Origin of the sequence: Marinobacter sp. LM1, from assembly GCF_042763285.1 — a bacterium.
Classification (GTDB): domain Bacteria; phylum Pseudomonadota; class Gammaproteobacteria; order Pseudomonadales; family Oleiphilaceae; genus Marinobacter; species Marinobacter nauticus.
On record NZ_CP114373.1, the window covers coordinates 2,854,446 to 2,877,686 of the forward strand.

General features: G+C 56.8%; 22 protein-coding genes. 4 read left to right on the forward strand and 18 right to left on the reverse strand.

Annotated features, from left to right (window positions below; translation table 11 throughout):
• The first annotated feature begins 41 nt into the window (after window positions 1-41).
• Window positions 42-1,172, forward strand: a complete 1,131-nt coding sequence (dapE, locus tag OZ656_RS13340) for a succinyl-diaminopimelate desuccinylase (RefSeq protein WP_199451979.1) — start codon at window positions 42-44, stop codon at window positions 1,170-1,172.
• 34 nt (window positions 1,173-1,206) lie between these two features.
• On the opposite strand, the gene OZ656_RS13345 is transcribed toward dapE, so the two are convergent.
• Complete coding sequence (locus OZ656_RS13345; protein WP_011786014.1) at window positions 1,207-1,425, reverse strand: SlyX family protein; 219 nt, start codon at window positions 1,423-1,425, stop codon at window positions 1,207-1,209.
• Between the two features lie 168 nt (window positions 1,426-1,593).
• Here OZ656_RS13345 and OZ656_RS13350 point away from each other — a divergent pair, with 168 nt between their 5' ends.
• On the forward strand, window positions 1,594-2,133 hold the full coding sequence (locus OZ656_RS13350) for a cold-shock protein (protein ID WP_379944592.1): 540 nt from the start codon (window positions 1,594-1,596) through the stop codon (window positions 2,131-2,133).
• A 78-nt stretch (window positions 2,134-2,211) separates the two neighbouring features.
• On the opposite strand, the gene OZ656_RS13355 is transcribed toward OZ656_RS13350, so the two are convergent.
• The 3 genes from OZ656_RS13355 to OZ656_RS13365 all read right to left on the reverse strand — a co-directional run bounded on the left by OZ656_RS13355 (window position 2,212) and on the right by OZ656_RS13365 (window position 5,006).
• Window positions 2,212-2,586 (reverse strand): hypothetical protein, encoded by a 375-nt coding sequence (locus OZ656_RS13355; RefSeq protein ID WP_011786016.1) that lies wholly within the window; start codon window positions 2,584-2,586, stop codon window positions 2,212-2,214.
• Window positions 2,558-3,961, reverse strand: a complete 1,404-nt coding sequence (locus tag OZ656_RS13360) for a hypothetical protein (RefSeq protein ID WP_379944593.1) — start codon at window positions 3,959-3,961, stop codon at window positions 2,558-2,560. Before OZ656_RS13360 ends, OZ656_RS13355 begins: the two co-directional genes overlap by 29 nt.
• Window positions 3,962-4,094: 133 nt before the next feature.
• Window positions 4,095-5,006, reverse strand: a complete 912-nt coding sequence (locus tag OZ656_RS13365; protein ID WP_379944594.1) for a DUF1853 family protein — start codon at window positions 5,004-5,006, stop codon at window positions 4,095-4,097.
• 64 nt (window positions 5,007-5,070) lie between these two features.
• Between OZ656_RS13365 and OZ656_RS13370 the strand changes: the two genes are divergently transcribed.
• A complete protein-coding gene (locus OZ656_RS13370; RefSeq protein WP_286715089.1) occupies window positions 5,071-5,511 on the forward strand; it encodes a VOC family protein in 441 nt (146 codons plus the stop codon).
• Between the two features lie 63 nt (window positions 5,512-5,574).
• Here OZ656_RS13370 and OZ656_RS13375 read toward each other — a convergent pair whose 3' ends face one another.
• From OZ656_RS13375 to OZ656_RS13435, 13 genes are all read right to left on the reverse strand, one after another.
• Window positions 5,575-6,648, reverse strand: coding sequence for a hypothetical protein (locus tag OZ656_RS13375; RefSeq protein ID WP_286715086.1), 1,074 nt, complete (start codon window positions 6,646-6,648; stop codon window positions 5,575-5,577).
• A gap of 72 nt (window positions 6,649-6,720) precedes the next feature.
• Window positions 6,721-7,761 carry a hypothetical protein gene (locus OZ656_RS13380; RefSeq protein ID WP_286715084.1) on the reverse strand — a complete coding sequence of 347 codons (1,041 nt, stop codon included), beginning with the start codon at window positions 7,759-7,761 and terminating at the stop codon, window positions 6,721-6,723.
• A complete protein-coding gene (locus OZ656_RS13385; RefSeq protein ID WP_023009270.1) occupies window positions 7,745-9,523 on the reverse strand; it encodes a hypothetical protein in 1,779 nt (592 codons plus the stop codon). The genes OZ656_RS13380 and OZ656_RS13385 overlap by 17 nt, the downstream gene beginning before the upstream one ends.
• A 268-nt stretch (window positions 9,524-9,791) precedes the next feature.
• The gene (locus tag OZ656_RS13390) at window positions 9,792-10,181 is read right to left on the reverse strand and encodes a hypothetical protein (RefSeq protein WP_278350120.1); all 390 of its coding nucleotides are present in this window, start codon (window positions 10,179-10,181) and stop codon (window positions 9,792-9,794) included.
• Window positions 10,174-11,145: a type VI immunity family protein gene (locus OZ656_RS13395; RefSeq protein WP_379944595.1), complete on the reverse strand. Its 972-nt coding sequence runs from the start codon at window positions 11,143-11,145 to the stop codon at window positions 10,174-10,176. Before OZ656_RS13395 ends, OZ656_RS13390 begins: the two co-directional genes overlap by 8 nt.
• Window positions 11,146-11,163: 18 nt before the next feature.
• Complete coding sequence (locus OZ656_RS13400; protein ID WP_278350122.1) at window positions 11,164-11,541, reverse strand: hypothetical protein; 378 nt, start codon at window positions 11,539-11,541, stop codon at window positions 11,164-11,166.
• Complete coding sequence (locus OZ656_RS13405; protein ID WP_379944596.1) at window positions 11,534-12,502, reverse strand: type VI immunity family protein; 969 nt, start codon at window positions 12,500-12,502, stop codon at window positions 11,534-11,536. The genes OZ656_RS13400 and OZ656_RS13405 overlap by 8 nt, the downstream gene beginning before the upstream one ends.
• Before the next feature lie 25 nt (window positions 12,503-12,527).
• Complete coding sequence (locus OZ656_RS13410) at window positions 12,528-13,433, reverse strand: hypothetical protein (protein ID WP_023009696.1); 906 nt, start codon at window positions 13,431-13,433, stop codon at window positions 12,528-12,530.
• Window positions 13,430-14,371: a DUF4123 domain-containing protein gene (locus OZ656_RS13415; protein ID WP_379944597.1), complete on the reverse strand. Its 942-nt coding sequence runs from the start codon at window positions 14,369-14,371 to the stop codon at window positions 13,430-13,432. Before OZ656_RS13415 ends, OZ656_RS13410 begins: the two co-directional genes overlap by 4 nt.
• Window positions 14,368-16,446, reverse strand: coding sequence for a type VI secretion system Vgr family protein (locus OZ656_RS13420; protein ID WP_379944598.1), 2,079 nt, complete (start codon window positions 16,444-16,446; stop codon window positions 14,368-14,370). The genes OZ656_RS13415 and OZ656_RS13420 overlap by 4 nt, the downstream gene beginning before the upstream one ends.
• Window positions 16,447-16,564: 118 nt before the next feature.
• Complete coding sequence (locus OZ656_RS13425; protein WP_379944599.1) at window positions 16,565-18,301, reverse strand: sugar phosphorylase; 1,737 nt, start codon at window positions 18,299-18,301, stop codon at window positions 16,565-16,567.
• A complete protein-coding gene (locus OZ656_RS13430) occupies window positions 18,298-19,521 on the reverse strand; it encodes a glycosyl transferase (RefSeq protein WP_379944600.1) in 1,224 nt (407 codons plus the stop codon). The genes OZ656_RS13425 and OZ656_RS13430 overlap by 4 nt, the downstream gene beginning before the upstream one ends.
• A gap of 36 nt (window positions 19,522-19,557) precedes the next feature.
• Complete coding sequence (locus OZ656_RS13435) at window positions 19,558-20,358, reverse strand: mannosyl-3-phosphoglycerate phosphatase (RefSeq protein ID WP_303292749.1); 801 nt, start codon at window positions 20,356-20,358, stop codon at window positions 19,558-19,560.
• Window positions 20,359-20,438: 80 nt separating this feature from the next.
• On the opposite strand from OZ656_RS13435, the gene OZ656_RS13440 reads away from it, so the two are divergent.
• On the forward strand, window positions 20,439-21,893 hold the full coding sequence (locus tag OZ656_RS13440; RefSeq protein WP_199452261.1) for a YdiU family protein: 1,455 nt from the start codon (window positions 20,439-20,441) through the stop codon (window positions 21,891-21,893).
• Window positions 21,894-21,900: 7 nt separating this feature from the next.
• Here the strand turns inward: OZ656_RS13440 and OZ656_RS13445 are convergent, their stop codons facing one another.
• Window positions 21,901-23,220 carry an AmpG family muropeptide MFS transporter gene (locus tag OZ656_RS13445; RefSeq protein ID WP_379944601.1) on the reverse strand — a complete coding sequence of 440 codons (1,320 nt, stop codon included), beginning with the start codon at window positions 23,218-23,220 and terminating at the stop codon, window positions 21,901-21,903.
• Between the last annotated feature and the right edge of the window lie 21 nt (window positions 23,221-23,241).

Below are 23,241 nucleotides of genomic sequence, written 5' to 3' on the forward strand. Positions count from 1 at the left end.
TGTTATTCCCTCTACTCTTTCCTTATCGAACAGGTTTCCCTATGTCGCTCTCCCCCACCCTGGAACTTGCCAAGGACCTTATCCGCCGCCAATCCGTAACGCCGGACGACGCGGGCTGCCAGGAACTCATGATGTCACGCCTGGCGCCGCTGGGTTTCAGTGGGGAAAACCTGCGCTTTGGCGAAACCGACAACCTGTGGGCAAGAAAGGGCAACAATGGGCCGGTTCTGGCATTTGCCGGCCACACCGATGTGGTACCCACCGGCCCCGAGAAAAACTGGGCGCACCCGCCGTTTGACCCGATCATCAAGGACGGCTACCTGCACGGTCGGGGCGCAGCGGACATGAAGGGAAGCCTGGCGGCCTTCATCACCGCCTGTGAACGATTTGTGGCTAACCACCCGAATCATCGGGGCTCGATTGCCCTGCTGATCACCAGCGATGAGGAAGGCCCGGCCCAGGATGGCACCGTAAAAGTGGTGGAAACCCTCGAAGCCCGCAATGAGAAAATGGACTGGTGCCTGATTGGCGAACCGTCCAGCACCCACCAGTTAGGGGATGTCATCAAGAATGGCCGGCGCGGCTCCCTTCACGGATACCTCACCGTTCGCGGCGTTCAGGGCCACGTGGCCTACCCGCATCTGGCCGAGAATGCCGTCCACAACGTTGCACCGGCACTGGACGCGTTGGCCAAGGAATTCTGGGACAACGGCAACGACTTCTTCCCGCCTACCACCTTCCAGATAACTCGTGTCGAGGCCGGCGTCGGCAGCAATATTGTGCCCGGGGAGTGCCTGGTGCACTTCAACTTCCGTTACTGCACCGAGAACACCGCGGAAAGCCTGGAAGAGAGAGTGGTCGCTATCCTGGACCGGCACAACCTGAAATACGATCTGCAATGGCACCTCAGTGGCCGGCCATTCCTGACCGACAAAGGCGCGCTGGTATCGGCCGCACAGAATGCCATTCGAACCGTGACTGGCCGTGAGACAGAACTGTCTACGTCCGGCGGCACCTCAGACGGTCGCTTCATTGCGCCCACCGGTGCCCAGGTGGTCGAACTTGGCCCGATCAACGCCACCATTCACAAGGTGGACGAGTGTGTGAAGGCTGAGGACCTGGACACACTATCCGAGATCTACGAACAGATTCTGGTCGAGCTGCTGGCCTAAGGCATCGAACCAGAGGCTCACAATGAGCCTCTGATCAATAATGCGGCGGGGGTGTTTCCTCTTCTTCCCGCCGGATATTGGACGGCGAGATATCCTTGAGTTGCTTGTGCAGCATTTTCTTGGCGTCCCACAGTTCCCGAATGTCCATCTCCTGCTTGGCGACCTGATCACTCAACGTGTTGATCAGCTCATCCTGGAACGCAAGTCGCATTTCCAGTTCTGCCAGTCGTTCTTCCAGGGAGTTTTTGCTCATGAGGTTTGGTCAGCCCTTTCTGTAATCTGGTATCATGCCGCCTTTTACCGCCTGCGCCCGGGATAATCAGTTTTCCCGGGGTTGGCGGCGTTCACCGGCCAGACATGCCATGTTACCCGATGTCCGGCTTTTTATCGTCAGTGTTAAACCATGGAGAATAACCAACCAATGCGTAATCCAGCCAAAGCGATCCTTGTTGCCATTCTGATCGCGATTCCGGCACCGTTTGTACTCGGCCTTCTGCTTACCACCACTCCGGAACCCCTGAAAATCCTGGCAATGGGCCAGGGCCTGGAAGCTCTGGGTAGCCAGGGTGGCGTAGCGGCCTATCTGTTCGCGTTTGTTGTCTTTGCCGTTGCCGCCTTTGTTGCGATTGCACTCGCCGGCAAGCAACCTGCCGCGCAGAACTCAACCGCTCGCAAAGCAGCACCTCGCAGTGCCCAGCCCAGCAATCAGTATGACGACGAAGAAGACGATTTTGACGACAGCACTCCTGAAGGTAACGAGGAAGGCACCGTCAAGTGGTTCAACGTCAAGAAAGGCTTCGGCTTTATCGTTCGTGACAGTGGCGACGAGATCTTTGTGCACTTCCGCGCCATCCGTGGCCGTGGTCGCCGCGTGCTTCGCCAGGGCCAACTGGTGCGCTTTAACGTGGTTGAGGCAGACAAAGGCCTGCAGGCAGACAACGTGTCTATCCTGAGCGACTGAGACAGCTCCCGCACGCGCCAATAAAAAAGCAGCCTCTCGGGGCTGCTTTTTTGTTTCAAGCCGAAAACCTTGTGGCTGTCAGTTCCAGACCACCAACTGCTCGCCGCGATGATCCAGCCGCCACCACTTATCGTCCTCCACCGGGTCCCCTTCTTTCCAGTCTCCCGGGCTGCAGCGGATTTCAGTATCCATTGCCCGCCAGGCACTGCGGGCGCAATCCAGGTCGCTGTTCCAGGGCAGCTCATCGCCTTCCATCACCAGTGAAGTGAAACGCTTGCCGAAAGCGCCCGGATACAGCGTGATGCGCACCCGCGCGCCGCTATATCTGGCCATGCCCTTCACCACCGAACTGACGTCGGTATCGTCCAGCTGTAATTCGTCCAGTTGGCCTTCCAGCCAGTTGGAGACCGCGGCCGGTTCAAGGTCACGAATGTAGATTTCCAGATCCTGCACCCAAGGATTCTCCCTGCAGTTGTTCGCAATGTCGCACATAGTGAACCGGCCCGGGCCTCGCTGCAACCCATCGCTCCAGTTCCTCGCGCAGATCGTCCACCAGCAATCGTCGCAGCGTGCCGGCCCGCTTGCGCTCGTGCCAGAGAACATCCGCCGCCGCCTGTTCAATCATCAGGACCTCGGCTTTCTGCTCCGCGAGATGGCAATCTTCTCCCCGCGCCAGTGCAACCAGAGACTGCCGGTGCCACACCTCTTTTTCGCCTTCCAGTGCCGCTGCCGACACCGAGCCACGACTGGCAAACAAATCCAGCCGGGCGGCGGCTCGCCGTACCCACTGCAGCATACCACCAGGAGTGCTGACACAGCTGCTTTGTCGGGAAGCCGCATATTCGAGAGCCGCCTGGGAAACCTGGATATTCCAACGCTTTTCGATTGCCGGTTGATGTGCGGTGAGTACCGCCCTCCGCTGACGGACGCTCACTGGAGGCAACTCCAGAACCTCGGGTTCACGACCCAGCAACTGACCCAACCGAACGACACCGCTGGAATCCGTCATCGAATCACGACCAATCAGCAGGATTGGCCCAGACCAGCCGGAAACCAGATCCCGGATCAGGCCCAGCGGCTCGGCTATCAACGTCAGCAAATCGGCGGGGCTGACATTGTCCAATACCAGCGCAGGCCAATGCTCAGAGGACGAATCACCTGACGGCAAAACCGGTTGATCGCAGGCCAGCACTTCGGACTCCCGGCGAGGATCAACCTGAACCCAGGCCAGGCCGGGAGTGCTCAGGAGCGAGTGCAGCCAGGCCGACTTGCCGGCACCCCTCGGCCCACGAACCCAAATCAGTGCTTCAGGATTGGCCGCCAGGGCAACCGCAACATCTTCCGCCAGCGCGAGCCATTCTGGTTCAGCAATCGATACCGGCGCAACGAAACGAGCATCGGAGGTGGGCACAGGCACGTCATGTGCCGAGGGCCAGTAGGTCACAAGCTCGAGAACAGCTACGTAGGCTTTATCCTGAAGCCGTTCACACTGGGACGTCAGGGCTTTCAGAAGCACCGGCCAATCGAGCCAGGGGGCCTCGGCCGACTCGCGGGCAGAGGCAATCCAATAGATCAGCTGGGAGGACAGATCACCGTCTCCGACCACCTCGGTCACGATGGGCTGCTCACCCTGAATGGTGCGAACGAGTTCGTCCAGATCGATACTCTGGCGTTGCAAAAACGGGGGAATCGCGGGGATGGCATCGAGCAATGCCAGCAGAAAATCTTCGGCAGTAATCACAGAACCGCCCCGGCGCCCAACATTTTCTCGGGCCATCAACAGCGCGGTCTGACACTCCGGAGACAGACATCCTTGCCAATCTTCCATCGGGGCATCTCCTTCCTTGGCTTACGGGCATCGTCCTGATGCCACCTGAACAGCCCGGAATTCTAGAACCGTGTCACGAATGTGACAACGACCAACGCCCGTTTCTGTGAACCGAACAGCCCCTACAATGGTCTTAGGCGCCCGCACCCGGCCACTGAGGCGGCATAACGAACACCCGACTGGCCTCTACCCAGCGATCGGATTCCGGCCGCCTGTTCAAAACGGCAAACATCTGGGGGATCCCGGCGCTCTCCACCCGATCAAGCGCCGCCCTCGCCAATGCTGTATCCGGCGCAGCCGATTGAGCCCAGGGGCCGATCCAGTCCGGCTTGAACAGGGGCACCCAGCCAGAGATATTCTCCTGCCGGGCCTGATCAAGCCTCATCCAGTAACCTTTCAGATGCTCCCTCGGCACCTGTGCCGGCGCTTCAGGCAGCGTTTGAGCAACCGGATAGAACAGATAGCCTGGCATGAAAATTCGTGGCGTTACCGTTTCGCAGACACCAACACTGGCCAGCAAGCCCTGGGTTTCTGGTCGCTGGCACAAGCGGCTTTGGTGATTCAGCAGGCGCTCAGTTTTCAGATCCAGCCGATCCCGGGCATTGGGTCCGTACCACCGGACCTGATTTGCCTCGGTTACGAAGCCGAGATAGAACTTGATGGCAATTTCGTGGTGCTCCAGTTGGCCGGAGCACCGGTTGCGAACCAGAAAATCCAGCTCACCCAGCGTTCGCCCCTCGGCCTGAACCTGCTGATTCTGCAGTACAATGTCCCAACCCAACAGATCCCGCAGTAACACCTCATACAGGCGCTCGAAATAGTGGCCAAGCCGACGCTCCGGCGTTTCCGTCAACCGAACAGGCAGGGTATCAGGGTTCCGCTCCCACCGTTTCAACGTCTCCAGGAATTCCGGGGGCAGATGGGCGGCAGGATCGAAACTGAGCTCATGCTTTAACAGCTGAGGCGACAGACACAACCAGGCCAGGTGCCGGACCGCCGGCACCTCGAACGCCAGCAACGTCTCGGTAATCTCGTTTTTAGTCATAGCCGAAGAATACCGTAAACTGTGGGGGACACAATTCAGAACCTGGCCAGCCAAGGAGTACCTTATGCAATACCTGCACACCATGATCCGGGTGAGCAACCTGGACGACACGCTGCACTTCTTCTGCGATTTGCTGGGTATGGTAGAAATCAGCCGTAAGAGCAACGGAAAAGGCCGCTTCACCCTGGTGTTCCTCGCCGCCCCGGAAGACGAAGCGCGGGCCCGGGAAGACAAGGCGCCCATGATCGAACTGACCTACAACTGGGACCCAGAGGAATACACCGGCGGCCGCAACTTCGGCCATCTGGCCTACCGGGTGGACGATATCTACGCCCTGTGCGAGAAACTTCAGGCCAGTGGCGTCACCATCAATCGCCCACCCCGGGATGGCCATATGGCGTTCATCAAGACGCCGGACGGGATTTCCATTGAGTTGCTGCAGAAAGGCGATGCGCTCCCAGCACGGGAGCCTTGGGCGAGTATGGAGAATGTGGGGAGCTGGTAAAGTGACTTCGATTCTGTAATGGCGCCGGTTTTCGGTCCAGCCATTACAGAATCGAGCGTGTTATCAAATCGGCCATGCATCGGCCGGACGTAGTTCTCGGTATTCCGCCATCGAGATCTTACCGAGTTGCGGCGTGAGCCGGCACTTGCGCTTATTCCAGGGATATTCCTCCTGCCGCTTCAGCCAGTCCTTGCCCTCCCCTTCCTTCCAGGCTTCCAAATCCAGATCGCGCCAGAAGCGAGGGTTGCGACCGCTGCGCAGGTCGTGTTCAGCGGTGACCGGATCCAGGTGTCGGAATGGTTCCAGCCGTGGTACATCTGGCAGGGGCTGCGTCACATCCATGTAGGTCTGAAGTACATCCCAAAGTGCCAGGACCTCTGATTTGCTGGATTCGATGGTACTGAAAGCCGTTTTATGGAATGACTTTTGTGTATAGCGATGCACAAAAATGAGCCGATAGAACACACCGCTTTGCTGGATCACTCGATCCACATAAGCATCGAATTCCACGAACGGGGCTTCGAAAAACCGGCCTTGCCCGAGAGCCAGGCGAACCAGCCCGGTGGCTCGGTTAAACTCACTACAACCGTCCTCGAGGATGTCGTCCAGTTTCTTGTTGATCGCTTTTTCAAAGGGCTTGAGCACAAATCCCATCCCGGTGCTCATGAGCCAGTTAGTGGTAACCGGAGTTACCCAAATCGCAAACGCAATCCACATTAGCGAAAGAAGCCCACCAATAAAGACCAGAATCTCGGATGCAATATCTAAGTTGTTATTTGCCTCAATAATTCCCCAACCGACTAACGCTATACCGCTGAACCATAGGAAAAAAACCCATATGACCGGCAATGCAAGGACTAAAACCTTGAGTCCCAATTTGTCATTCAAAAATCGAATCCTTTGGTAGTCCCAGCACCAATCTTTGGACCCGAACTCGGGATCTGACTGTTCGTGCTCCTGGAGCACTTCAACATCTTCCATTGTCCCGAAATAGGGAATAATGCCGGCATAGGTACCGATAGGCTGGAGTTCCTCGCCGATGCGCGATCGCTCGTTGGGAGCTTTCGGCAGTGGAACAATCTCCATCGCCCGAAAGGCGGTGTTCGATAAAACAGTGCCTTGCAGCAGTTCAGTCACGCAGATCCCTCAAGCAACACAAAAAACGAAGTTGCTGAGCGACATGTGGCTGCGCCGATACTATCAAGCATTTCAAATCGGCCAGGCATCGGCCGGGCGCAGCTTTCGGTACTCCGCCATCGAGATCTTGCCCAACTGCGGTGTGAGCCTGCATTTGCGTTTATCCCATGGGTATTCCATCTGCCGCTTCAGCCATTCCTTGCCCTCCCCTTGCTTCCAAGCTTCCAAATCCAGATCGCGCCAGAAGCGTGGGTTGCGGCCGATACGCCCGTCATGCTCAGCGGTAACGGGATCCAGATGGCGGAACGGCTCGAGCCTTGGCACGTCCGGCAAGGGCTGAGAGGTATCCATGTAGCGTTGAAGCATGTCCCACAGCGCCATTACCTCTTCTTTCGTGGGTTCGACCCGGCTCAGGGACGTCTGGCTGAATTGTTTGGCGGTGTAACGATGCACGAACATCAAGCGATAGAAGATCCCGCCGGCTTCTATCACCCGCTCAACATAGGCATCGAATTCCTCAAAGGGCGCTGTCAGTTTCTTGCCGCCCGGCATAGCAAAACTTACCTGGCCGGTTTCTCGGCTGAAGTAGCTTTCGCCCGCTTTAAGGCTGCGATCCGTTATCCTAGAAAGGCCTTTTTCGAACGGTTTTAACAGAAAGGCAGCGGCGCTCATAACCCAAGGTAAGGTTTTTATGATTAGAAACATAGATAGAGCTATCCAACCCAAAACCACTCCGAGGCCTAAAAGTGATTTTAGTTCGTCAGGGAGCTCAACCTTGGAAGCATAATGTAAGAGCATCATCCCTCCACCAACCAAGACAAGCCCGCCCCAAAGATAAGGGATTAGCAGCTGTGCGGCTGAAAGACCAATGAATGCCTTGCCGTTCAGAAAACGAATTCGACCCTGACTCCACCACCAATCACCGGACTGAAATGCCTCTGGGCCACATTTGTCCTGGTGGTGAACAGCTTGCACATCCTCACAAACGCGGTAATAAGGTTGAATACCTGCGTAGTCACCTACTGGCTGCAAATCTTGGCCGAGACGTCGCCTGTTGTTTCTAGGCTCAGGGAGCAACGGAGACTCCTCCATCCCCTCAACTGCTCTCGACATCGTCACCAACCGTGTTTTTTCTGGCTGCGGGCGCAATGAATGTCATAGCTTTGGTGCGAGTGCTCATGTAATTGAATCTGAACCGGTCTGGCAAAGGAGCTGATGTGCGACTGAACTCAAAGATAAAATCGCCGTTTCTCTCGTGGGGAGGCATTGCGTCGAGACCCTGCATTAGTTCAGCTGCCATCGCTTTTGCGCCGCGGGGCGGGTTCTTCATGGCACCCAGAACGGTCTCGAAAGCGGAATGGGTCATGCGCAGACCAAACTGAGCTACCGGCTCTCCCGATTCGTCGACCGGATAGCCCATGATCATGGGGCGAGCCCCTGGTGGTGTTCCGCCGGTCTCGGATACCCGAATGCGAACTACCTCAGCACCCCACTCTTCGATAATCAGTTTGAGCCCGGCGTTCTCCAGTTCAATCGCCTTATCTTTCTTGTCAAGAAGGACCGAGTACTCTTGGTCTGGTACGGTTACTTGAGCGTCGAATTCAATCACATCAATCGACCTCAACTGTTCATCCGTCAGTCCCATACGAAGGAAGGGCATTCTCGCGCTGGCAGCGTTGCCACCGATCGAAGGTTTGAGGACTCTGAAATCCGGATTCGGTATTGTGTTTTCCACTACCGGCTCGCCATCAGCATCCAGCAACCGAACACGGTTAACCGGATGAATCGTTGCGGTTTGAAGATTGGAGGAATTCAGCTTTGACTCAACCCCAACGGCTCGTCCATAGCGGTAATCAACCGGTTCCGTACCAAACCAAAGCAGGGTTTGCTGGATCTCATTGAGGGAGGTCTCCACCGGTTCCGGGCTGAAGGGGGGTGTGAAGTAGTCATTAAAGACGGTGTTCGAGGTATCGATGGGGCGAGCCTGCATCGATATTTTCGCCATAGACATCAGTCTGTCGGTGTCTGGCCCTGGATCAACCTCTGACTGCCTGACCTTCAAGTGACTGGTAATCTGAAAGGTTACCCCTTGATGCTCTTCTTCAGTACTGATCTGAACACTAGCCTGCCTCGGCCAGCCTGTTGCACGTTCAAGTTCGAGGTAGCCAGCAGCACTAAAGCTATTTGGGGTTGAATCTTCATCGGCCGGCAGGTCTTGCTCTCCGACGGGTGCAAATTCCAGGGTCACCGTCTGACTATCCAACCGAGTAACTTCGAACTGCATTCCCTGAAGGGTTGCGCCACTCCATTCTTGATTCTCAGTCTGCCACGATAATCCAATCGCCAGATCTTCATTCGGAAACTGGCCAGGATACCAAGGAAAAATACTCAGGCTGCGAAGAAGTAGAGTCTGCAGGACTTCTGGCCGATCACTAATGCTCTTCAGGGCATCCGGATTCTGGTAAGTACTTTCTTTGATCACGCCATGAACACTTACCTGCTCAACAACTCCAGACCGCAAAAAATCGGCCAGAAGTTTTTCACCACTGCTTTGTGGCTCGCCCGACTCGGTGTCTACAAGTGTCCGCCCACGTCCTCGTTCTGCAACTTTCAGGGCGCCGGACTGGAGCTCAACCAACCCAGCATCCGCACCAAGCACTTCGCTGCGCAGAACGCTGGTCATCCTGTTAACCGACCCACCTCTGCCAGACACCCCAATTTCTGTGGTCTGATCAACCGCAAAATATCGAACATCTCCCACCGGGGGATTAAACAGCAGGGCTTCCTTGTTAATCGCCGGAGGCGTTTCAGAGAACCAGAAATAGCCGGCAACAGCCAGAATGAGAGCGCAGATCAGCGCACCAATGAATTTCATCGTTTTATTCCTTTCCTTGGATTTTTGAATCCCTCAGGATTCATTTTAAATCAATGTTCAAGTCGATTGGGCAGTCGCACTGATGCCTTATAGACCCGGCCGTTTCAGGTGTTGACTAGTGGAGGGCTCGCCCTGACGAGATAGTGTCCTTAACCGCGTTAGCAGCGATTTGTTCAGATGATTCTCTGCGCTCTCAAGAAGCGTCTGGCGTTCTGATTGCTTTAGGATTTTGTAGAGTTTTTTCTGATCTACTGCAGATTGCAGCTTTCTAAGCTGCCCCCTGTGAAGCCGGCAACCACTCCACACCGGTGAGAACACCCGCCAGCCGAATCTTGGCCTGCTTGTCCCCAGCCCGGGCATTGACCACCACCTTATCACTCGTCCGGTCGTATTGGAGGTGAGTGACGGTCGTCGCATGTTCCAGAAAATCCTCGGGGAGCACCTGCCAGGTTTCGCCATTCCAGATTTCAACTCTTGGAGCTTCCGTCAACGAAAGACGCAGGGTTCCTTTGCCCTCAAACAGCACCAGATCTCCCTGCAAGGCCCACTCGCCAGCACCGGCGATGTCAATGCAGCGCTCTCCCACGGCAAGCTCAGTCAATTCAATGTCCGGAAACCACTGCGCAGGCATCAGATCTATCGCCAGGGTATCAGTCATGGCTCACCTCCGGTTCGCCATCAAAACGGGACAGCCACTCGCGGTATTCCTGAGTGTGGAACACGGTCTGACCATCGACTCTCCCCATTGCGATACCACTATGATCGGTTGAACGAATTGATCGCAGAACACGAGCCGCCTGACGATAAGGAGCTACATCTAATCCTTGCTCCCGATCTCCGAGCAAAGGTTTAGGTCCAGCCTGGATAATCACGCCGCCGTCATAGGGCGACACCCAACCATCCGGTAACGCCGCCTGCAATACAGTCCCGCCACCGAGTTGGCTCACATAAGGCTCGCAGATAGCGGTGAGCCAGTTGGGTGTTTTGGTACGAGTTAACAAGCGAAGAGAATGTGTAGTCTCCGAGCCAACATTTAGGCCCGGAAAACGTTGCGCTAATTGATAGACTAGGGGGTCGACGCGTGTTTCATACCCATGGGATAGGGCCAGACCAAAACCTGCATAAGCTTGGTCAGCCATCAACATGCTGCACCAGCGGCCGAAGATAGATGGTAGCTTCTCATCCCGGTCCACAAAAAAGTCCATGGGGAAATTCATCTTGATAAAAGACAATGAGTTGTCGTCTGATGCTGGAGCCTCGTTCCCTTCATGAATCCACTCCCCATAGGCTCCCACATCCACGTCCGAGGCATCGGTCTTCTTGTCTCCACCATGGAAGACAAATTCCCACTGCTCGTCCTGTGGTACATCCAACAGCCACTCATCCGGGTATGGGTAAGGCGTTTTCTTCAGGCTTTTCCAACGGCCAGTGTTCGGGTTGGTGGTCCATTTGAATTCCTGGCCGAAATACTCCCGGTATTCATTGAAAACCGCCAGTACCGCCTCCCGGACATCCGTACGCCAGGCATTACGGAAGTAAATTTCCACGTTCAGGCAGAGCTTGAGCATGACGCCGTCTGCGTCTTCTACCCTGATGTCATTGCTCACATCCATGTAACCCATGCCCCTTTTGATTCCGGTCTACGACGCCGGCAACCACTCCACACCGGTGAGAACACCCGCCAGCCGAATCTTGGCCTGCTTGTCCCCAGCCCGGGCATTGACCACCACCTTATCACTCGTCCGGTCGTATTGGAGGTGAGTGACGGTCGTCGCATGTTCCAGAAAATCCTCGGGGAGCACCTGCCAGGTTTCGCCATTCCAGATTTCAACTCTTGGAGCTTCTGTCAACGAAAGACGCAGGGTGCCTTTGCCCTCAAACAGCACCAGATCTCCCTGCAAGGCCCACTCGCCGGCACCAACGATGTCAATGCTGCTCTCGCCTACGGCAAGCTCGGACAGTTCTATGTCTGGAAACCACTGTGCTGGCATCAGATCCATTGCCAGGGTGTCAGTCATGACTCACCTCCGGTTCTCCATCGAAGCGGGACAGCCATTCGCGGAATTCCTGAGTATGGAACACAGTCTGACCGTCCACGCGGCCCTTGGCTATTCCACCATGCTTGGTTGAACGAATCGGACGTAAGGCCTGGGCGGCTTGTCGATAGGGGGCGACATCCAGACCCAGCTCCCGGTCACCCAGCAGGGGCTTGGGTCCAGCCTGGATAATCACACCGCCGTCATACGGTGACACCCAACCATCCGGTAACGCCTCCTGCAACGCAGCCTCTCCACCAAGTTGATTCACATAGGGCTGGCAGATGGCAGTGAGCCATGCCGGCGATTTGATGCTGCTCAGCAAATACAGAGAGTGTGTTGTTCCTTTGCCGACATTAAGGCCAGGGAAACGCTGCCCCAACTGATAGACCAAAGGGTCTACACGAGTTTCATAACCGTGAGATATAGCTAATCCAAATCCCGCATATGCTTGCTCAGCGTTTAACAAGCTACACCAACGTTTAAAAATATCTGGTAGTTTTTCGTCGCGGTCGATAAAGAAATCTATCGGAAAATGGCAATAGAGATATGACAACGATCGTTGGTTGGAGAGAGGATGGTCTTCTATGGTTCTTGCCTTCCCGCCTCCCAATGAGACGAAGTCTATGTCCGAAGCATCTGTCTTCTTTTCGCCACCATGAAAAACAAACTCCCACTCCTCGTCCTGTGGCACATCCAACAGCCACTCGTCCGGGTACGGGTAAGGTGTCTTCTTCAGACTTTTCCAACGGCCGGTATTTGGGTTGGTAGTCCAATTGAATTCCTGGCCGAAGTACTCCCGGTATTCATTGAAGACCGCCAGCACCGCCTCCCGGACATCCGTACGCCAAGCATTACGGAAGTAAATTTCCACGTTCAGGCTAAGCTTAAGCATGACACCATCGGCGTCTTCCACTGTCATCAGTTCTTTCAGTTCATCCACGGTAAGTCTTCCCCTGTCCTGAAACTTAAAATGCAGCTCCGATGCGCTCCAAGCTTGGACGCAATGATGACATCCTCTGCGCAACGAGTTTGGCGGCTTCACTGCTTCCACGAACCACAGTAGAGGTTCCCCGGTAAAAACGGGCGCTCTGGAGCGCTGCCCTCGCCCCCAGCGGTGCCAGCAGAACATCATCCGCCGTTCCGATCCCGGTGGCATCATCCAGCACCAGCGCTGTCATCGCAACGCCGATGGCCAACACTTCCAACCCGAGCAACAACGAATCACCCAGCCCATGCTCTTCTTCCTGCTCATACAAATCCCGCGCAGGCTGCAGGGAGTCTTCAGGTACCAATTGCTGCTCTGTGCCGTCACATTTGCAAGTGTCCTCGTTCAATTCATGTAATCCGCTATCTGGGCCAGCAATTCGCTCATAGGCTTTTTCCTGCCCAATACCCCAACGATCGCCCCGGAACTTGACCTCCACCACCCCCAAAAGGTTGTCCTGAGTTGGCAACCCGGCAGGGTCTCGCAAAACTACGGCATCTGGTATACGAAGCTCGCCTTTACTGTATTGCTCAATCTCATCTTTGAGCAACGCATCGGCCGGAGTCTTTAGGTTTCGAATCCGATTGATCATATGCCCGAAGTTACGGATCGGTTCGGTAGTCTCCTGCCTAGCAGCATCTTTCAACATGAGCGGCTGCGGCGCTATCATTTGATCCTCTGGCATGTAATACCCAACCTGCGGCCGGATGCCGGTATCCGAGACCTGATTCACCGCATCCAGGGAAGCATCGACACACATCTGCTTCATGTTGCGGCCGGTCTGGGACTGCATGGGGTTGACGCTGCAAAAGCAGACGAAGCTGCAAATAAACGCCAGTTTGGGCGTTATGTCGTTACAGATCGGGCATTGCTCGGTGGCTGTCATCCTTGATCACTCCAACGTTGTTCACGGCGCTTGCTGATCAGGGCCGTTTCGTCATACGACGGCATCCAATCCGGGTCGTGGTGGGGGGCGTAGTGGTCCGGCTGTTCGGCCAGGTCGCGTTCGATGTCAACCAAGGCCTGCGCCAGATTCGCTGATGCCAGGAGCTCCTCTGCCCGGGCTGCCCGATAGAAGTGGGAACAGCGCTCTAAGCACAGTTGGCAGAAAGTGAGTGTTTCCTGGGGACTTGGCGCCTCATGCCATCGATAGATCGACTGTACGGTCTCGTCAATCCGTTGAACGACAATCTCATTCGCCAGATGCATAAGCCGCCAGGTCATTGACTGGTTTAATTGCACCACCGCCTGTTGCACCCGGTGGCGATGGTAGATCGGTCTCATGGCCTGGATGTGTTGCTCAGTTAACCGAAGCCATAAAGGCTTAAGCGTTTGCCAAGTCGACTGCGCCCCCCGTTCAACAGGCTCACTGAGCCAACAGGCCTCTTCACCCAGTTGTCGGGCGGCCCACTGGGTTACGGGACCGGCAAAGGTCTGCTGCTCGGACACACTCAGCGATTGCCAAAAGACAGGCAGGATGTCCGGATCGTAAAAACGGCACAGCACCTCGCTGTCATTTTCATCAATAACGGTGAGAGACTGTCTTAAATGGGCTGCCAGCTCCGACAAGTTTGCATCGGCAGTCAGCAATACCCCCCAGTTGTTTGATGGGGAGGACTGGTGCGCCCAGCTCAGGAATTTATGGTCGGGGTTAATCTCGGCCAGTATCGGGGACACCTCTAAGAGGTGTGCAAAGGGTGTTCCGTTGTACAGGGGAATGCTGTCGCTGTTTCCCGCCAGTTCGTACCACTTGGCCCTTAACCCCGGTAACGCCGCATCTACAACAACGAAAGCCCGCTGGCCACTGGAAAACGGCCATTTCATACGCGGCCCCTTTGTGTCATGCGCTCAGAGCAGATTTTGCAAAAGGGCTTTCCGTTCACAGCGGCCTGTTTAATGGCTATTGCCTGCCCTTCGGATTCCGCAAAGCCGGTTGGCAGGAAGACCGGTTCAACCATCTCGTGAACATTCTTTTCCACGTCCTGCGGCAACGCTGGCCCACTCGCTCCCAGCCCCGAACCACTCCCCGGACTGCCCCCGGAATTTATCTTGATCCCCGGCCCACTCAACGTAACCCCACTCGGGTCCAGCTTGATAAAGCTACCACCCCCGGAAATCGTCAGCTCTGCCCCGGCATCCAGCACCACCTTGGCACCGGCCTTGTGATGCACTTCGGTGCCGGCTTCCGAGGCCATGGTGCGGGCGGTTTTCTGGTGGTAGGTGCCGCCCACGGTCTGGCTGCAATCTGCGCCAACGGACAGCCGGTTTTCGCCGTCGGTGGCGCAATGGTCCGCCGCTTTGATGTGGCTGAACTGGTGGTTCTCCACCGTCAGGTGGCTGTCATTCTTGATGACTTCGGTACGGTTGTTTTCCGTCAGCAGGTCCAGGTCTTTCTGGGCGTGCACGTAGATCTGCTCTTCGCCCGCTTCATCCTCAAACCGCAGTTCGTTGCTGCCCTCGCCCTTGTGGGTTTTGGTCTTCAGGGTGGTCCGGGTTTTGTGTTCCGGCAGCGCGTACGGCGGTGTGTTGGTGGCGTGGTAGGTTCTTCCGGTGATGATGGGCTGGTCCGGGTCGCCGTCCAGGAAGCTGACGATGACCTCGTGACCAATTCTGGGCAAGGCCATAAAGCCGTATTGGCCGCCGGCCCAGCCCTGGGCCACGCGCAGCCAGGCACTTGAGTGTTCGTCGTTCTTGGAGTAGCGATCCCAGGGGAAACGGACTTTTACTCGGCCGTACTGGTCGCAGTGGATTTCTTCCCCTTCCGGGCCGGTGACAATGGCCATCTGGGGGCCGTCCATCACGGGTTTGTGGTTGCACAGGGGGCGCCAGGTTTTGTCGGCCGGGATGGCGCTGAAATCGTTGTGGTAGCTGGTGGGTTCGCTACCGCCCTCTTCTTCCAGGGCCTGGGGCTGTTTGCCGGTGTGGGTGATGGCGGTGAGCAGCCATTCCCGGTTCAGGGTCTGGCTGTCGTGGTCCTGCAGTTCCACTTTGGCGCCGGGGGTGAAGTCCGGGCGGTTGCTTTTGCCGTTGGCCACGGTGGCGTCGTTTCTGAGAGCCTCCAGTTTGTTCTGGGTGAACGGCTGGCCGCTGGCGTCGGCTTTGTAGCGGCCGGGGTAGTCGTAGTGCTGGTAGTCTTCCCGGTGGTTAACACCGCCGGCACTTTGCTCATGCATCAGGGCGTAGGCGGGGTTCTTGAAGGTGTAGTCCTTCATGGCCACGGAGGCGGCTTTGACCCGCTCTTCGTAGGCGAACTGGAATACGCAGGCCTGTTGGGTGCTACCACCGGCTTTGGTGTTGCAGGTGACCGGGTCCAGTTTCGGGGCGTCGCCGTGGTGGTCGGCAAGAATCAGTGCCGGTTGTTCTTCACCATCCACGCTGCCGTGCTGGTAGCGGTAGTGCCAGCCTTCTTCGGCGGCCAGGCGTTCCAGGAACTGCAGGTCGGTTTCCCGGTGCTGGACGCAGTATTCCCGTTCTTCCGGTGGGCGTTTGAAGTCAAAGACCACATCAATGATGCCCCGCTCTTCGAGCAGGGTGCGCACGATGGCGTCGGTGGCCTGGGTCTGGAAGATGCGGCTGTTGTGCATCAGGCCCAGGCGCCATAACGGCGGCTGGATGACGACTTCGTAGCGGGTGCGGCGGTGGCCGGTGTCACCCCGCATAAATTCGTTCACCACGCCGGTGAACCGGCGCAGGGGCTGGCCGTCCTGCCACACCACCAGGTCTACCGGCTGTTCCAGTACATCGGCGGCGGCCACATCCGGGTCGGTGCTGGCCAGCTGCAACCGGCCATGGAACAGATCGGACAGCCGTTCGGTCAGCGCGAAGCCGACAACGACAAAGTGGTCCGAGGGGAATTCGCCTACACGGGCGGTGAACTGCAATCCGCTTGCCTGGGGCATGACTTCGATCCCTGAAGATTATGTTGAACTGACTCATCCTGAGCAGTCCCGATTATAACCACCGACTTACAGAATACAAACCAACCATGCCTCATTCCTGAGGCATTCGCTGTAACGCTCAGCGTCTCTGCTGGTTGGACAACCACACACTCTGATACGGCTTCAGGGTGATTGACCCAGCCAGATCATCCACCCCCATTCCGGAGATCAAGTCTACCCAGCGATCCGTTCCGATCAGATTGATATCACTGAGCGCCACCTGCTGCACCTCGGGACTGATGTTATGGATACAGAACACCGACTGCTCCCGTCGCATGCTCTGGCGCCAGAACCCGAACAACTGCAACCCCAGGTGCAAGGTGAACTGCGTGGCGTTCGGATGGAACGCAGGTTGAGCGCGGCGTATGGCAATCAAACGCTTCAGCTCCCGGAATGCCTTGCTGTGGTGGGTCAGTGGATCTGCGAGGGTTTCCTCCAGTTGCGACAACTGCCATTGACTGCGGTTAATGGAGCGCAGGCGCCCGGTATGCTCCACCCGCGCCTGATCGTTCTCCGTGGCCAGCAAGCTGTGAATATAAAAGGCGGGAATGCCCTCGAGAGCCAGCATGATGGTATGCGCACACAGGAATCTCGCGAGCTGCCAGTGGTCAGCACCGCCTTCTGCGGTTCCTTTGAGGGCATCCCAGAGCGCAATGTTCATCTCATAGGGTTGATCCCGCCCGTCGGCCGTCCGGCGGTAGGACACCTTACCCCCAAACGACTCCATGGTGTTGATCAGGCGTTGCTTTTCATCTTCGGTCAGCAGGCCATCTGTGGGCCGCAGACCAACGCCGTCGTGGGAAGCGATAAAGTTCAGATAGGTGGTGCCCAGCTGCGCCGGGGGCATACTCATCAGCCAGGTTTTCAGATGTCGGCAATTGCCGGTCACCAGCGTATTGATCAGCAGGGGCGGCAACGAAAAGTTATAGATCGCATGGGCTTCGTTGGCATTGCCAAAATAAGTCAGGTTCTCCCGGTTAGGCACGTTGGTTTCGGTAATCACCACCGCGTCCGGCGTGTGATGTTCAATCAGCAAGCGCAGAATTTTGATCAGCTCGTGGGTTTGCTGCAGGTGAATACACGGCGTGCCCGGCTCTTTCCAGAGAAAGGCCACGGCATCCATACGGAAAATCATCACACCCCTTTCCAGGTATTGGCGGATGATCCCCGCAAACTCCAACAATACCTGCGGGTTGGCAAAGTTCAGGTCTACCTGATCTTCACTGAAGGTGCACCACACATAGCGCTCGCCGTCGTCGGTCTGCACCGGATTGAGCAGCGGCGACGTACGTGGCCTCACTACCTGGCTGAGGTCGTCTTTCGGGTTGCCTTCAAAGAAATAGTCCTTACCCGGGTCGATGCGCTTCTTATAGTTTTCGAACCACCGGCTGCGGGCCGACATGTGGTTAATCACAAGATCGGACATCAACTTGTAGTCCCGGGCAATGGCCTCAATTTCCGGCCAGCCACCGTGACTCTCATTCACCGCCAGGTAATCCATCACCGAAAAGCCATCATCAGAGCTGAAGGGAAAAAAGGGCAGTATGTGGACCGCGGAAACGGAGTCCTTAAGGCAGTCATCCAGGAAGCGCTTGAGCGTCACCAGTGGCTTCTCGTCCGATTGCTGAAGCGTATCCGCGTAGGTAATCAGCAACACATCGGTTTCGTCCCAATGGTTCTGGTGGGCCGGTGGGGCGTCGGCATTGGGCGCCAGCCCCATGGTGGCCAGTAACTGCTCCGCCAGAAAGTCACAATCTACCGAGGGATAGACGACCTCGAGAATACCTTGCAGCTTGCTCTTCAGTGGCTGAGTCATGGCCGATATTCCTGATTGTCCAGTTCAACAGCCTCCAGCAGTTGCTCACGAATGTCCGGAATGGCACTGGTCACCCGGTTCCAGCTGGGGATGAAGGGGGTGTCCATGGGGTTATCCAGGAAGTAGGCACCGGCGCGCATCACATTCTGGGCAAACAATTCCACCGCCTTTTCTTCCTTGTGCCGATCAAAGCCGAGCCCGTTGATTACGGCGTCGTTCTGATAGGTTTCCACAAAATCCAGAGCAATACGGAAATAGGTCGCCTTGATGGTGCGGAACTTTTCATTGGAGAACACTTCGCCATTGGTGGCCAGCTTTCGGAACAGGGCCTTGGCGATATCCACGCTCATTTTGGACAGCCCTCGGCTGGCATCCTCCGGCGCGAGATCCTGATGCTTGTGATCGTAGACATCAGCAATATCCACCTGGCACAGGCGATTGGTGGCGTAGTTTCGTTTCATCTCCGAGAGCACACCAATCTCGAGCCCCCAGTCACTGGGAATGCGCAGGTCATTGATAACATCTGTGCGGAACGAGAATTCTCCGGCCAGGGGATAGCGGTAGCTGTCGAGGTAGTCGAGAAAATCGTTCGGGCCGCAGACTTTTTTCAGGGCACGGATCAACGGGGTGACCAGCAGACGACTGACACGGCCATTCATCTTGCTGTCGGCGACCCGAGCGTAATAGCCCTTACAGAACATGTAGTTGAATCCAGGGTTGGCCACCGGGTAAATCAACCGTGCCAACAGGTCCCGCGAGTAGGTCAGGATATCGCAATCATGCAACGCCACCGATTTGCTCACCCCGGAGGCCAGGACATAACCGAAGCAATACCAGACATTCCGCCCCTTACCCATTTCAGTTGGGGCCAGGCCCTGCTCGCGAAGCTTGAGGTCGATGGCCCGCAAACGCGGCCCATCGTTCCACAGTACCTTGAACGGCTGAGGCAGCTCGGAGAAGTACTCCAATGCGTGCCGGTATTGTGCTTCATCGGCACGATCGAGCCCGATCACGATTTCTTCCAGGTAAGGCACCTTTGCCAGCTCCTGGACAATGTGTTTCAGGGCGGGGCCTTCCAGCTCTGAATACAGCGACGGCAACACCAGTGACATGGGCCGCGCTTTACGGAACTGAAGCAGATCGGCCTCGATGTCTTCTACCGGTCGTCGCACAAGATTGTGCAGGGTCGTTACTATGCCATTCTGGTAAAAGTCGCCCATGGCGCCTCTCCTATGCTTTTGGCCACGCCTGGCGGCCTAGTAGCCGTACTCGAAAAGAAGATTGAGTACGCATTCGTTCCAACCCTCCGGGCCGGGCTTCAGGGAGCGCATGGGGTGCTTCTGCGATGGCAACTGGACCTGATCGCTGTTCACCCCGCGAATCACCACCGGGATATCCGCGGCCTCCAGCATGCGCTGGTCGTTCGGGCTGTCTCCCAATGCGATGGTGACTAGCGGCTCGCCCCGATAGTGCTCCCGGTATTGCTCCAGCAAAAAGCGGGCCCCCTCGGCTTTGTCGAAGCGCCCCATGGCGTGCCAGAAGCGGCCCCCCTGCACCAGACGGAGCCCCTCACGACCCAGTGCCGCACTGAATTGGTCCAGCTCCGGGTCACTGCCTTGCCAGATCAGCGGCTCCGTACCCAGGCGCTGCCGGGCCCGAGAGGCCTCCACCTCATCCAGGCCCGTAACCTCCGCCAGTTCCGCATCCGCCATATCCGAAAAGCCCCGAAACTGTGCACCTGCCTTTCTCTGCACCATAAGCGTGCGAAGGACCTGCTGGTGATCTGCTCCAAAATTCATCACCTGTTCTTCGGTGCGGCCCAGACAGCCCGCCGGGATAACCGCCGCCGCACCGTTCTCGACGATAAAGGGGGCCCGTATGCCCATCGCGTTTTGCAGATGGCGCATCTCGGCGGCGGTTTTACTGGAGTTAAAAATCAAGGGGATACCGTTAGCGGCCAACTTTGCCATGGCCGGCGATGCGGCCCGCCAGCTGTAGCTGTGATGGTCCAGCAAGGTGCCGTCCAGGTCGGTGAAAACTATCAGGTGTGGTTGCATTTGGTTCACCTGCTCTGCAATCTGTTGTTAGGCTTCAACCCTATACATACGCAGTATTCATACCAAAGCCAGGTCGTTTTATGAGCAACAACAGCTTTCAGGTGGAACATCGCTACCTGGAATTACCGGACAGCTTCTACAGTCGGGTGCAGCCATCCCCCCTGTCTGAACCGCGAATGGTCTGCTTTAACCAGGCCCTGGCCAGCGATATGGGATTTCTGGTGCGGGATGAAAATGACTGGGCGGCCATTGGTGCCGGCGCCGAACTTCTGGAGGGGATGGACCCGGTCGCCATGAAGTACACCGGGCATCAGTTCGGCATGTACAACCCGGAACTGGGCGATGGCCGCGGCCTCTTACTCTGGGAAACCGTGGGACCGGACGGTACACGCTGGGACTGGCACCTGAAAGGGGCAGGCACCACGCCCTACTCCCGCTTCGGCGATGGCCGGGCAGTACTCCGGTCAACCATTCGTGAGTATCTGTGCAGTGAGGCCATGCATGGCCTGGGAATTCCCACCACCCGGGCGTTGTTCATGATCAGCGCCAAAGACCCGGTGCGCCGGGAATCTATTGAAACCGCCGCCGCTTTGATGCGGGTAGCGAAAAGCCACATCCGGTTTGGCCACTTCGAGTTTGCAGCCCACCATGAAGGGCCGGACGCCCTGAAAACACTGCTAGAGCATGTGATTGCCCTGCACTTCCCTCAACTGATCAGCTTGCCGGAGGACCAACGCTACGCCCGCTGGTTTGAGGAAGTGGTGGAACGCACCGCCAGACTAATTGCGAAATGGCAGGCCGTTGGTTTCTGCCATGGGGTGATGAACAGCGACAATATGTCCATTATCGGAGACACTTTTGACTATGGCCCCTTCGCCTTCCTGGACGATTTCGACGCCGGCTTCGTTTGCAATCACTCCGATCACGAAGGCCGCTATGCCTACAACCGCCAGCCCCAGGTAGGCTTTATCAACTGTCAGTACCTGGCCAATGCGTTGTTGCCGATCATGGACGAAGATACCGTTCGCCGGGGACTGCGACGCTATGAAACCGCCTACAACGAGCATTTCAAACACCAGATGCTCGCCAAGCTGGGGCTGGAGGAAGCGGATGGGTCAGATATGGGCCTGATCATGGACACCTTCAGCATGCTCCACGAACACCGCGTGGACTACACCCGGTTTTTCCGCGGCCTGTCCAACCTGCACGACCATGGCACCGCGCCGGTTCGTGATCTGTTCGCAGACCGCAGCGTGGCTGACGAGTGGCTGGAACGTTACGAAGCCAGACTACAGAAGGAAAGCCGTGGCCACGATGAACGGGAATACACCATGCGCCGGGTAAACCCGAAGTACATTCTGCGCAACTACCTGGCCCAGCAAGTCATCCTGGAGGCGCAGAACGGCGACTATGAGCCAATGAAGGAACTGCTCAAGGTGTTGGAAAAGCCCTTTGATGAGCAACCCGAGTATGAGAAATACGCTGCCCTGCCACCGGATTGGGGGAAACATCTGAACATCAGCTGCTCTTCCTGAACGGCCGCTATTTCACCAGGGCATCTTCCTCATGTTTGACTGGCGCCAGCGCATCCAGCCTGGCGCCGTGTCGCATCATAAACAGCACCAGAAGAATCGCAGGCACGCCCATCAACCCCGCAATCAGGAAGAACTCGGCGTAGCCAAAGTTCGCCACCACAATCCCGGAAAAGCCCCCCAGGAACTTGCCCGGCAGCGTCATCAGCGAGCTGAACAAGGCATACTGGGTGGCGGTGAACGAGGCACTGGTCATGCTGGACAGCCAGGCAATCAGCGCCACGTTGGCAATACCGCCACTGAGGTTATCGGCACTTACCACCAAGGCCAGCGCCGCGATATCCGGTGGTTGCTGGGCTAGCAGCACGAATAGAAGATTGGTTGCCGCCGTCATGACGGCACCTGCCAGCAGTATCCGGCGCACGCCATAGCGCACCACCAGCACCCCACCGACCATGGAGCCAACAATGGTCATAAAAAACCCGAACACCTTGGTGACATCGGCCACCTGGGTTTTACTGAAACCCATAAAATCCAGATAGAACGGATTGGCCATCACCCCCATGGCAATATCCGAAATGCGATACACCGCCACCAGCACCAGAATGGCCACCGCCAGCTCCCGATACCGACGGAAGAAGTCCAGAAACGGGCCAGCCACCGCGGCATAGAACCAGCCAGTTAACCTGGCCAGGCGTTCCGGCAGGTGGCTTCGTTTCTCCACCTCTTCCTCAATTCGATGGGCAATGTCCTGCGCAGCCGCAAAATGGTTTACTTCCGGCTCCTTCACGACCAGAACCGTCAGTGCCCCCACGCCCACCAACGCTGCCATCACCAGGTAAGACACCTCCCAGGACCAGAACTCCGCCAGGTAAAGTGCCCCGGCGCCCGCCACCAGCAATGCCAGCCGGTAACCGAAAATATACGTGGCCGCCAACGCCGCCTGCAGCCGCTCCTGAGCAATCTCAATGCGATAGGCATCAATAGCCACATCCTGCGTGGCCGAGGAAAAAGCCACTAGCAATCCGAACAGCGCGAGTGTCTCCGGAGCCGCCAGGGCGTTGGTCTGGGACATCAGGTACAACCCGGTGGCAATGCCCACCTGGGCAAGCAGAATCCAGCTGCGACGCTTGCCAAATAAACGGTCCAGCACCGGCAGTTTCAGCCGGTCCACCACCGGCGCCCAGAACACCTTGATGGAATAGGTAATGCCAAGCCAGCTGAAAAAACCGATGGTGGCGGTCTCCACCCCAACGTCTGCCAGGCGGGCATTGAGGGTGGAAAACACCAGCAGAAAGGGCAGCCCCGCCGAGAACCCGAGAAACAACATGGCAATTACTTGCCAGCGGGT